Annotated in this window: 7 protein-coding genes; 3 read left to right on the top strand and 4 right to left on the bottom strand. The window is 71.8% G+C overall.

The window, feature by feature from the left end; all coding sequences use genetic code 11:
* Positions 1-36: 36 nt before the first annotated feature.
* From Q9R20_RS02320 to Q9R20_RS02310, 3 genes are read left to right on the top strand one after another with little or no spacing between them, the layout of a single operon-like run.
* Entirely contained in the window at positions 37-438 is a 402-nt protein-coding gene (locus Q9R20_RS02320; RefSeq protein WP_013583709.1) for a cytidine deaminase, read from the top strand.
* Complete coding sequence (locus Q9R20_RS02315; RefSeq protein ID WP_311247821.1) at positions 435-1,724, top strand: thymidine phosphorylase; 1,290 nt, start codon at positions 435-437, stop codon at positions 1,722-1,724. The genes Q9R20_RS02320 and Q9R20_RS02315 overlap by 4 nt, the downstream gene beginning before the upstream one ends.
* Positions 1,724-2,854 (top strand): adenosine deaminase, encoded by a 1,131-nt coding sequence (locus Q9R20_RS02310; protein ID WP_311247820.1) that lies wholly within the window; start codon positions 1,724-1,726, stop codon positions 2,852-2,854. Before Q9R20_RS02315 ends, Q9R20_RS02310 begins: the two co-directional genes overlap by 1 nt.
* Before the next feature lie 497 nt (positions 2,855-3,351).
* Here Q9R20_RS02310 and Q9R20_RS02305 read toward each other — a convergent pair whose 3' ends face one another.
* From Q9R20_RS02305 to Q9R20_RS02290, 4 genes are all read right to left on the bottom strand, one after another.
* The gene (locus tag Q9R20_RS02305) at positions 3,352-4,200 is read right to left on the bottom strand and encodes a type IV toxin-antitoxin system AbiEi family antitoxin domain-containing protein (protein ID WP_311247819.1); all 849 of its coding nucleotides are present in this window, start codon (positions 4,198-4,200) and stop codon (positions 3,352-3,354) included.
* A gap of 496 nt (positions 4,201-4,696) precedes the next feature.
* Positions 4,697-5,755: a class C sortase gene (locus Q9R20_RS02300; RefSeq protein WP_311247818.1), complete on the bottom strand. Its 1,059-nt coding sequence runs from the start codon at positions 5,753-5,755 to the stop codon at positions 4,697-4,699.
* Positions 5,756-5,859: 104 nt separating this feature from the next.
* Positions 5,860-7,374, bottom strand: coding sequence for a SpaH/EbpB family LPXTG-anchored major pilin (locus tag Q9R20_RS02295; RefSeq protein WP_311247817.1), 1,515 nt, complete (start codon positions 7,372-7,374; stop codon positions 5,860-5,862).
* A 77-nt stretch (positions 7,375-7,451) separates the two neighbouring features.
* Complete coding sequence (locus Q9R20_RS02290; RefSeq protein WP_311247816.1) at positions 7,452-11,585, bottom strand: LPXTG cell wall anchor domain-containing protein; 4,134 nt, start codon at positions 11,583-11,585, stop codon at positions 7,452-7,454.
* Between the last annotated feature and the right edge of the window lie 78 nt (positions 11,586-11,663).

Below are 11,663 nucleotides of genomic sequence, written 5' to 3'. Positions count from 1 at the left end.
CCCCCTTCCCTTCACGAGAGGATCCACCACTCCACGATGACCGACATCGATTGGGACGAACTCCGTTCGGCCGCCACGGATGCCATGCACCGCGCGTACGCGCCCTACTCCCGCTTCAAGGTGGGCGCCGCCGCCCTCGTCGCCGACGGACGCATCGTCTCGGGGTGCAACGTCGAGAACGCCTCCTACGGGGTGACGCTGTGCGCCGAGTGCGGGCTCGTGTCCGACCTGCACATGAGCGGGGGCGGCCAGCTCGTGGCCTTCGTCTGCGTCGACGGTGAGGGACGCACCCTCATGCCGTGCGGACGCTGCCGTCAGCTGCTGTTCGAGCACGCGATCCCGGGCATGCTGCTCGAGACCGTCAGCGGCATCCGGACGATCGACGAGGTGCTGCCCGACGCGTTCGGTCCGCGCGACCTCGAGGAGGCGGCCCGATGAGCGCCGAGCAGTACGACGCCGTCGACATCATCCGCGCGCAGCGCGACGGGCGCGCGATCACCGAGGGCGAGATCCGCTGGCTGGTCGACGCGTACACGCGCGGCTACGTCATGGACGCGCAGATGTCGGCGTTCACCATGGCGGTGCTGCTGAACGGTCTCGGCCGCGACCAGATCCGGGTGCTCACCGACGCGATGATCGCCTCGGGCGAGCGCATGGACTTCTCCTCCCTCGGCAAAGTCACCGTCGACAAGCACTCCACCGGCGGCGTCGGCGACAAGATCACGCTGCCGCTCGCGCCGCTCGTGGCCGCGTTCGGCGTCGCCGTGCCGCAGCTCTCGGGCCGCGGGCTCGGTCACACCGGCGGAACGCTCGACAAGCTCGAGTCGATCCCGGGCTGGCGCGCGGCGCTGTCGAACGACGAGATCATGGCGCAGCTGCGCGACGTGGGCGCGGTCATCTGCGCCGCGGGGACGGGCCTCGCCCCCGCCGACAAGAAGCTCTACGCCCTGCGCGACGTCACCGGCACGGTCGAGGCGATCCCGCTGATCGCCTCGAGCATCATGTCGAAGAAGATCGCCGAGGGCACCGACTCGCTCGTGCTCGACGTGAAGTTCGGCTCCGGCGCCTTCATGCAGGACATCGACCGCGCGCGCGAGCTCGCCGAGACGATGGTCGCGCTCGGCACCGACTCGGGCGTGAACACCACGGCGCTGCTCACCGACATGAACACCCCGCTGGGCCTCGCCATCGGCAACGCCAACGAGGTGCGCGAGTCGGTCGAGGTGCTCGCCGGCGGCGGCCCCGCCGACGTCGTCGAGCTGACCGTCGCCCTCGCCCGCGAGATGCTGACGCTGGCGGGCAAGCCCGACGCCGACGTCGAGGCGGCGCTGCAAGACGGCCGCGCGATGGACGTCTGGAACCGCATGATCCGCGCCCAGGACGGCGATCCGGATGCCGCGCTCCCGACGCCCCGCGAGACGCACACGGTCGTGGCCGAGCGTTCGGGCGTCGTCTCCCGCGTCGAGGCTCTGCCCTTCGGCATCGGCGCGTGGCGCCTGGGCGCCGGTCGCGCCCGCGCCGAGGACGCCGTCGTGCACGCCGCGGGCATCGACCTGCACGTCACCGTCGGCCAGTCGGTCGCGGCGGGTCAGCCGCTCTACACGCTCTCGGCCGACGACGCGTCGCGCTTCGAGCGCGCGCTCGGGGCCGTCGAGGGAGCGCTCGAGGTCGGCGACACCGCCCCCGTCGCCACTCCGATCGTGCGCGAGCGGATCACCGCCTGATGGCATCCGGAAAGAAGGACACCGTGGCATCCGACGACTTCCGCATCGGTCGCACCAGGATCGCCGACCTGCCCAAGGTCTCGCTGCACGACCACCTCGACGGCGGGCTGCGCCCCCGGACGGTGCTCGAGCTCGCCGATGAGATCGGCCTCGACCTGCCCGCGCAGGATGCGAAGGGCCTCGAGGCATGGTTCTCCGACCACATCGACGGCGGCTCGCTCGAGGACTACCTCGAGAAGTTCTCCGTCACGGTCGGCGTGATGCAGACGCGCGAGGGGCTCGTGCGCACGGCGAAGGAGTTCGTCGAGGACCTCGCCGCCGACGGCGTCGTGTACGGCGAGGTGCGGTGGGCTCCCGAGCAGCACCTCACCCGCGGTCTCACCCTCGACGAGGTCGTCGACGCCGTGCAGGAGGGCATCGAAGAGGGAGAGGATGCCGCGGACGCCCGCGGACAGGACATCCGCGTCGGTCAGCTGCTCACGGCTCTCCGGCACAACGACAACGCGCGCGACATCGCCGAGCTGGCGGTCGCCTGGCGCGGACGCGGCGTCGTCGGGTTCGACCTGGCGGGGCCCGAGGACGGGTTCCTCCCGTCGGGCCATCGCGCGGCGTTCGACTACCTGGCCGAGCAGTTCTTCCCCACGACGGTGCACGCGGGCGAGGGTGCCGGCCTGGCATCCATCCGCTCCGCGCTGATCGACGGCCGGGCGCTGCGCCTCGGCCACGGCGTGCGCATCGCCAACGACCTCGACGTCGTCTCGCGCGAGGGCGAGGAGGTGCAGGTCACCTTCGGCGACCTGGCCCGCTGGGTTCGCGACCGCGAGATCACGCTCGAGCTGTCGCCGACGTCGAACCTGCAGTCGGGCGCCGTCACGGCGTGGGGTGACACGATGGACGCCCACCCCTTCGACCTGCTGTACCAGCTGGACTTCTCGGTCACCGTGAACGTCGACAACCGCCTGATGAGCGCGACCACGCTGACCCGCGAGCTCGGGCTGCTGGCGCAGGCCTTCGACTACGACCTCGACGACCTCGAGGCGTTCCAGCTCAACGCCGCCGCCGGTGCGTTCCTGCCGGTGGAGGAGCGCGAGGAGCTCATCGAGATCATCTCGGAGGGTTTCGGACGCTGAGTCGTCGGTCCGGGGGCGCGCACCGTTGCGGGTGGGCGCCCCTTCGGCGTTTCTGCGGGGCCGGGCGTGGCTGGTTCGGGGCTGGGGTGTGTGCGGCGTGGGTGGTGCCGCGCTCCGGCGATCCGGCGGCCCGGGGGAGTCGTCGTACTCCTGAGTTTTACGCGGTGCTTCGGCCGCGGTGGCTGGTGTCGCCGGGGTGGGGCACGGGGGCGCGGCGACGCGGGGACGCGGCGCGCGGTCGCTGTTCTCCGGGGTTTCGCGCTTCGCGTGGCGCTGAGGGGCGGGCGGGGCGCGCTGGGGCCCGGTTCTCAGGAGTTCGGCGAGGGGTGTCGGCGCGAGCGCAGAGAGGTTCCGCCGGTCGGCGCGCGGACGGCGACAGGCGCCCGAGGACGGATTCTCAGGAGTTCGGCGAGCGGACCGGAGCGTCAGCCCGCGGAACCGCGGGGGAGGCAGCGACCAAACCGGTCCGCCTATGGTGCGTGAGGGCGACCGAGACGTCAGGAGTTCGACGAGCGACGGCCCCGGGCGATTGCAGCCCGGAGGTCCGCCTGAACCCGTTCGGGTGAGAAGAAGACGTCCTCGGCGAGCAAGCGGACGGTCGTGAAGCCGAGCCCGAGAGCGGCGAGATCGCGGCGTCGGTCGTTCTTGTGCTCTGCCCACCCGCCGTGGAATTGCTTGCTGTCGCACTCGACGATGAGCCATCCGTCCACGAGGAGGTCGACACGACCCACCCCGGGGATCGTGACCTGCAGGTCCACGTCGCAGCCGAGAGCGCGCAGAAGGAGTCGGACGAGACTCTCCGTACCCGCTTCGCTGCGCGGATCCAGGAGGCGACGAAGAACTGCGTACCGGCGCGGTAGTCGTGCCATGACCTCATCGATCCCGGCTTCGTCGACGAGACCGAGGTGCCACGCGCTATCGAGGGTCGCGACGCTCGCCCGGGGCGACTGGCAGCGAACGGCCTGAGCGAGAGCCTCGACGATCCCGACGACGAGCTCGTCAGCGCCGGCGTCAGTGGAGCGCCAGTGGCGTCGTGCGCCCGGGGAGAGTCGCGGACGCCTACTCGCCGACGGATCGAGCTGCACGTGCGGCAGCGGCCTTTCCAGGACGAACACCCCGAGCGCCGCGAGGAGGCTGACGCAGTCCAGACGTCCGCCGATGCGCGCGGCGTCGAGAAGGTCGGCCGTGTGGCCGGGCTCGACGTAACGGCCCCGGCGTACGCGCACCAGCTCTCCCTCTCGAACGGCCCGGGCGATCGTCCACGGCGAGTGACCGGCGGCGCGCAGCTCGGCGGTGGTCCTGACGAGGGGAGCGGGCGAGCGGGGCGACGGCGGGAACGGGTGCATCCGCCCACCGTGACCGATCGCGGGGCAGCGGCCGCATGGCATCCCGTCGTCCTGGGGATGAAGACGGCGGGCGCGGTCGTGGGGAGGAGGGGTCGCTTCGCGCGTTGCTCCGGAGTCTCTCCGGCGGGCCCGAGCAGACGGGCGGTGGCTTGGCGGTGTAACTCCTGATTCTGCGCAGCGCGTCGTCGCGTGCGGCGTCTCCGAACTCCTGAGCCTGGTCAGAGGTCGAGGCGCCGGGAGGTTGTCGGAAACTCGCGCAACTCCTGTGTTCCAGGGGGCATGGGTGCGCGGCGGCCGTTCCCCGGCGATCGAAGGCCCGGGACTCTGGAGTTCGGCGGGGCGGGGTGGGATGCCGGCGCATACTAAACCCGGCTCGTTCAGGAGTTCGGCGGGCGTTGCCAAGGTTGCGGGGACCGGGGCCGCGCCGGTCTTCAGGAGTTCGACGGGCGGCGGTGGCCCTTGCGCGGCGCCGCGGCGGTGCGGGCGGCGCGGCGCTTCAGGAGTTTGGCGGGATGGCCGAGGCCGCACCCGAGGAGGCAGCACCTGCGGAGGGGGCACCCGAGGGAGCCGCTGCGGGGGAAGCAGCAGGGAGAGCGGCGCCGGAGGAAGCCGCGGCGGGGGAAGACGCGGCCGCGGAAGCCGTGCCCGCGCCCGAGGCGGCGGGGGCCGCCGCGCGCGGGGATGGCCGCCGGCGCGGCGGCCGGCCGGCCCACCACACGTACAGGCCCGCGGCCAGTACGGCGGCGGCCAGGACGAAGATCCACCACGGGAACGTCGGGATCTCGGGACGGGCCCCCGCCCCGTCGAGGTCGGCCTGGGGGGTCGGGACGATGCGCTCGCCGGTGACGAGGATGCGGTGGCTGTTCACGCCCAGCGGCGTGCACGTGACGAGGGTGACGAGGTCGCGCCCGACGACGGGGACGAGCGACTCGGTGTCCTGCGGTTCGACGACGCGCGTGTCGACGACGCGGTAGGCGAGGACCTCACCGAACACCTCGATGGTGAACTCGTCGTCGATGCTCACCCGGTCGAGGTGGGTGAAGAGCTCGGCGGTGGCGAGTCCGCGGTGCGCCGTGAGCACGGAGTGCGTGGTCTCGCCGCCGACGGGCAGGGCGGTGCCCTCCAGATGGCCCACGCCCTCGTAGAGGACCTGTTCGCTCGTGCCGTGGTAGATCGGCAGGTCGACCGCGATCGCGGGGATCTTCAGCCGCGCCATGAGACCTGCTCCGTCGGCGCGGAGCTGCTCGGCGTACTCGCTGGATTGATCGGGGGCGTTGGCGAGGGGGAGTCGCTCGTTCGCGGCGATCTCGGCCCCGCCGTCGACGAGCCGCGAGTTGTAGTCGCGTGCCGCGTCGAGCGTCTCGGCGAGCGTCTCCGCGCCGAGGTCGCGGATCTGGTCGGAGTAGCCGTCGATCGTCTGCGACTGGGCGTACTGCGCGAACCAGGCCGCGACCGTCGGGTACATCAGCAGCGCGACGCCCACGAGCGCGCCGGTCGCGAGCAGCAGCGACACGACGGACAGACGCCACGGGGGGCGGCGGAGGTCGCGGCGCAACGACGGAGGGGAGGTCCGTTCACCGGACCTCCCCTCCGGGGAGGGGGACGACACCGCGGCGGTGCGCCGCGGCATCGTCCCCTTCTTCACTGAGCGATCGTCCCTCAGACCGCGGCCTGAGCGCCGCGGGCGCGCCGACGCGCGACCACGAGAGCCGAGCCGACCATGGCGGTCAGCAGCGCGGCGCCGCCGATGCCGAACCAGAGGCCGCCGTCGCCACCCGTGATGGGCAGGGCGAATGCGGGTACCTGGTTGTGGGCGAACTCGACGTAGTTGCGCACGGGGTTGGCCGTGGACGTCGGGCCGGGCGTCACGGTCGTGAGCGCCTGCGGCGGGTTGGGCAGCTGGTAGCCGCTCGGCGGGGTGATCTCACGGACGTAGTAGTTGCCCGGCGTGATGATCGGGATGACCACGTTGCCGTTGGCGCCGGTCGTCCAGTTGGTCTCGCCGTTGATGACGATCGGGTTGGCCCCGTTGTTGGCATCCTGCTCGTTGAGGAACACCTGGTAGACCGCGCCGGCGAGCGGCACGCGGATGCCGTTCGAGGTGGTGTACGCCGACACCGTGAGCTGGCCGATCGGGGTGCTGCCGGTGACCGTCTCGGTCGCGCCGTTGACGTTCGCCGTCGCGGTGTTGACGATGACGCCACTGGCGGGGATCGCCGTGGCGCGGGTCAGCACGTTGAAGGTGACCGTGCCGCCCTGGAGGGCGGTCAGGCGGTTCAGGCCCTGGGAGGTGAAGTTCAGCGTGAGCGCACCGCCGGTGTTCGCGATCGTGTAGTCGGTGCCCGCCGTGAAGGTCTGGGCGGTTCCGGCGGCGTTGGTCACGACGACGTTCGACGGGGTGACGCCCGCGGGGGTCGTCGTCGCGTCGAGGTAGGTCAGCTCGGCCGGCAGGTTGTCGGTGAGGGTGAAGACGTCGAGCGCGTCACCCGCGGCGAGCGTCGGGATCGACGAGGCGATCGCCCAGCGGACGAGGTCGGGGTTGCGCTGCTCGATCGAGCCGGCGGGAGCCGGCACGCGGGTCTTCGTGAGCTGGGTGACGGCGTTCTTGGGGTAGACGTGAACGTCGTAGATCCACTGGTTCGAGGGGCTGCCTGCGGCGCCGGTCGGCGTCGGCAGGGTGACCAGGAACGGGGCGGCCGGGTTGGTCGCCGTCGGCGGCAGCTGCGTCTCGGTGACGAGGTAGACGCCGATGGGCATGCCGGTGGGGTACTGCGCGGCGTCGACCGGGAAGGTCGACACACCCGCGGTGTTCGACACGGTCGAGACGAAGCTCACCGTGTTGGGGCGCTGCGCGGCCTGCGCGGGCGTCAGCGACGCGGCCTGGGACCAGCCGGCCGAGGTCGTGAGGTCGATGCCCGTGACGAGCGTCGCGGTGAACTGCGCACCGGCCAGCGGGTCCGCCGGCGGGTTCGCGAGCTGCTGGCCCGTGCTGAACGGGTTCAGCGGCGTCGACGGGCCGAGCGCGTGCTTGTGGATCGTCAGCGTGCGGTTGACGGTCGAGTCGATGTTGCCCGGGAGCGTCACAGCCGATGCCGGTGCGGCGGCACCGACGGCGGCGAGGGCCCCGATCGCGAGGACGCTCAGAACGGCGCCTGCTCTCTTTCGGATGGACATGGATTTTCTCCTTGAAAGGTGGTGAGTGCTTCGGATGAGGAATTGGTGCGGTCGGCGGCTTCGCGCGACGGGAGGGATCATGTCGTCAGGCGCCCTCCCTTGCGTCTGCGGTGGATCACGGCGCCCGCGACGGCGAGGGCGAGCAGGAGGCCTCCGGCGAGGAGGAACGAGTCGCTGCCGATCCCGCCGGTGAGGGGCAGGGTGGGCCCGACGACCGAGGCGTTGACGAAGCGGTAGACGACGTTCTGGCCGGCGGCGGGAGCGGTGACGGTGCGGCTGTTCACGGTGGTCCACGTGGTGCCGTCGAGCCGCTCGAGACGGAGGGTCTGGTAGCTCAGGCGCGTGCCCGACACCGTGGGCGCCTCCGAGAGCGTGTAGCCGTGGCCGGGGCGCACCTCGAAGGTGCTCGCGGCGTTCTGCCCGGCCGCGTAGGCGGCCCCGACCCGGCTCTGGGTGGGCAGGGTCGCACCGGTGAGGGCCGCGGGCGTGGCCGTCACGGTCCAGGTCGACGGCTGGAAGCCGGGCGTGGGCGAGACGACGTCTTTCAGCAGCGTCATCGTGGCGGTGGCGTTGGTGACGGTGCAGGTCACCGCGGCGCCGGTGCGCAGCGTCACGTCGCTCGTGGCGGTGACGGCGACCTCGGCTCCGGTGGTGTCGACGCAGCGCCAGGCGCCGACCTGCAGGTAGGCGGCGTTCGTGCCGGTCTCGGACAGGCGGTAGGCGCGCCCCGGGGAGACGGCGACGTTGGTCACGGCGGCGGTGCCCGTGCGGCCGGTCGGACCGGCGAGCGATCCGCTCGGGGCGGTCGCGGTGAGGGTCCAGTCGGTCGCCGCAGCCGAGCCGAATGACACCGACTTCACCAGCGTCAGCGAGGTGACCGCCTGATTCGTCAGCGTGCAGGCGACGGTGTCGGAGGCCTTGATGCCCGTCAGCGAGCCGCTGACGACCCCGCCCGTGGTCGTGAAGGTCGGATTCACGGTCGCGCCGTTCACGGTGCACGTCCCGCTGACGAACGTGAAGCGCGACTGCTGCACTTCCGAGATGGTCAGCGTCGCCCGCGATGCGGCCGAGCCGAACAGGACGGTCCATACCGCGTTGCCCGAGGCGTCGGAGTTCTGTCGCGGCGCCTCGCTGGGCAGCGCCGTCGCGGTACCGGTCGTTGCGGTCGCCGCGGTGCCGAGGCTCCAGCCGGCCGCGGGGGCGGACTGATTCGTCGCGGGATCGAACACGAGCTTGGTGACCGTCACGGTCGCCACGGGGCTGGGCGAGTTGAAGAAGGTGCACACGACGTTCGCGCCGAGGCGGTCGGGCATCGTGAAGGTGCCGTTCGGGATGCTCGCGTTCGCGACCCGGATGCCGTCGGACCAGCATTCCAAGCGAACCGTGTAGGCCCCGATCACCGACGTCGATCCGCTCGCCATCGCCTCGGACACGTTGAGGGTCGTCCCGACCTGCACGGGGAAGGGGCCGACCTGGGCGGCCTGCCGCCCGGTCGCGGTGCCCGAGGTGGTCGCGGAACCGATCGCGGCGCCGGCGGAGTCCGACAGCGTGATCTGGAACTGGTCGGCCGCCGCGGCACGACCGACGACGTTCTTCAGCAGCGACACGGTCGCGGGCGAGTTGCAGGTCGCGAGGTCGGTGGAGGCGAAGTCGACGCCCGCCGAGCCGGAGATGCGGGTCCAGGTCGTCGGGTCGTACTCGTAGGTCGTGGTGGCGTTGGAGAGGTAGGCGGTTCCGCGCGGAGAGAAGGCGAGGCCGTTCACGTTCCCGAGCCCGGGGTTCAGGATGCGGGTGTTCGACGTGCTCACCGGCAGCGTGCCGCCGTTGGCCGCGGCCAGGCTCGCGGCGGTGACCGAGAAGATCGCGACGCTGTTGTTGGCCGCCGCGCCCAGCACGTACAGATTGCCGCGCGAGTCGAACGCCATGTCGCCGTTGCCGTTGGGGCCGGTGCCGGCGCTGAAGGAGCCGAGGTACGCGAATCGCGAGGCGGTCGGCGCGGACTCGGTGAAGCTCCACAGGTAGAACACGCCACTGTCGAACTTGCCGAAGACGTACCGTCCCGAGGCCAGGTCGATGGCACCCGCGACGATGCTCCCGGCCACGGTCGCGCCGTTCGGGCCCACCGGCGTGTAGGCCGTGTTGGCGAGGGTCTCGAACCCGCCCGCGCTCGTCCACTTCAGCATCGACAGCACGGTCGTGGCATCCGTCGACCTGTTCACCGCGTACGCCGAGGTTCCTCCGGCGCCGATGCCGAGGGCGTTGGCGCCGCTCGCGTTCGCCCAGCTGCCCACGGTCGCCTGACCGCCCGAGACGCTGTCGCCCTGGATGAGGGCGCCGGCGGCCGTGATGCCGTAGAACAGGCTGTTGTCGCAGGCGAGGCGCACCTGCTGCACGGTGTTGGTGAAGGTGCACACCACCTCGGCGCCGGGGTCGCTCGGCATGGTCAGCGACCCGGAGCGGGATGATCCCACCGCGATGACCGTGCCGTCGCGCGAGCATTCGTAGGAGCTCCCGTAGCCCAGGCCCGGGCCGGACGTCGGCGCCTCGCTGATCGTGTACGTGCCCCCGGCGTCGACGATGAGTCGTGAGACCTGCGCCGACTGCACCCCGGTCGCCGTGCCGGTGGTCGTGGCCGAACCGAGGACGGTGGTACCGCTGCGCACCGACAGGGTGAACTGGTCGGTCGAGGTCAGGCGGGCGGGGAGGTTCTTGCGCACGGTGAGGCGGGTCGCCGGCACGACCGTCAGCGTCGTGGCCTCGGGGGCGTTCAGCACCGTCGCGACGTTCCCGGCACCGTTCGTGAAGGTGCCGTCGGTGGATGCCACGACGTTCACCGTGATCGTGCACGAGGTCGCACCGGCGGCGAGGTCGCCGCCCACGGCCGCGATGCTGCTCGCTCCGGCGACCGCGGTGACGGCGAAGGCCGTGCCCGCGGAGTTGGTGCACGTCCCGCCCACGGACGGGGTGGGTGCGACGGCGAGGCCGGCGGGCAGGGTGTTGGTGAAGGACCAGTCGTTCTTCGCGATCAGGTCGCTGGTGTTCGTGATCGTGTACGTGAGCGTCGTCGGCGTGCCGACGGCCACGGTGGACGGACCGAACGACCAATCGAGGCTGGGGGTCACGTCGAGGATGCGCAGGTTGTCGACGCCGAAGCCGCTGCCCGTAGCTGTCACGGTGTTCTGCAGACGCACCTGGGCGCCCGAAATCTGCGCCGGGGTGAGGATCGCGGCCGTGTTGCCGGTGTAACGCGCGGCGCGGACCGAGGTGCTGATGGCGGGATCGAGCGCGTTCAGTCGCGCTTGATCGTTGGAGGTGTAGAAGACCGCGCCGGTCGTGCTGCAGGGGAGAACGGGCGAGGAGAACGCGTTCAGGAGAGGCGTGCCGCCGGACACGAGCGCGAGGGACAGAGACGGCGGGTTATTGCCGCACGGCGCCGCGGCGACGTCCATCCGCATCGTGTAGTAACGGGACGCCGCGGCGGCGATACCGGTGCCGTTGGCGGTCAGCAGGACCGTGGTGTTGCCCGTGCCGGTGCCGGTGTAGGGCAGGTTGACGAGGGCGGCGTTCGCGCGGGTCGTCGTCGTGGAGGCGTTGGCCGGGGTGTTCGCTGCGGAACCGCCCACGGAGCCGGCCGCAACCTGGCCGAGGGCATCGGCGAGTCGTCGCACCTCGCGGGCGGACCCGGAGGAGACCGGGATGTTCAGCAGCGACTGGCTGGGGCAGAAGTTCGCGTTCGGATACGGCGCGGAGAAGTTCAGAAGTACACCCGTGCAGTTGGTTCCGCTGCTCCAGCCCACCGTGGTGTACCGACGGTTCGGGTAGTCGATGAGGGAGGAGGCGCTGTTGGCCGGGAGGCCGTCGAAATTCTCGCTCCACACCTCCGCCGGCGCCTCCGGCTGCCCCGCCGCCAGAATCCCCACACTCGTCGCCGACACACGGGCGGCCGGGGCCGCCGGCGCCTGCGTCGTGGTCGGCGCCGGAGTCGGGCTCGCGGAGGCCGTCGTGGTGGGCGTCGGGCTCTGAGCGGGGGCAGCGGTCGCCGTCGTCACGGGGGCGGCCGTGGGGGACGGCGCCGGGGTGGCGTCGGCCGTCGGCGTCGGCGTCGGGGAGGTTGTCTGCGTCGGGGTAGGCGTCGGCGTCGCCGTCGCCCCGGCGGCCGCGCCGGTCGGCGTGGCCGTCAGAGCGGTCACGAGCGCCACGGACGCGGCCACGGCGGCGACGCGTGACGTCCACTGCCACAGCGGGGCACGGCCTACTTGCGATGCCCGACGGCTACGCGGGCGCGCGAC

It is taken from the genome of Microbacterium sp. PRF11 (assembly GCF_031844085.1).
In the GTDB taxonomy this organism is placed as follows: domain Bacteria; phylum Actinomycetota; class Actinomycetes; order Actinomycetales; family Microbacteriaceae; genus Microbacterium.
This window is presented reverse-complemented; position numbering and strand designations above follow the sequence as displayed.

Bases quoted from the DNA above. Each gene is read 5' to 3' on its own strand.
- Q9R20_RS02310 (WP_311247820.1), top strand. From the start codon at position 1,724: ATGGCATCCGGAAAGAAGGACACCGTGGCATCCGACGACTTCCGCATC.
- Q9R20_RS02305 (WP_311247819.1), bottom strand. From the start codon at position 4,200: ATGCACCCGTTCCCGCCGTCGCCCCGCTCGCCCGCTCCCCTCGTCAGG.
- Q9R20_RS02295 (WP_311247817.1), bottom strand. From the start codon at position 7,374: ATGTCCATCCGAAAGAGAGCAGGCGCCGTTCTGAGCGTCCTCGCGATC.
- Q9R20_RS02320 (WP_013583709.1), top strand. From the start codon at position 37: ATGACCGACATCGATTGGGACGAACTCCGTTCGGCCGCCACGGATGCC.
- Q9R20_RS02315 (WP_311247821.1), top strand. From the start codon at position 435: ATGAGCGCCGAGCAGTACGACGCCGTCGACATCATCCGCGCGCAGCGC.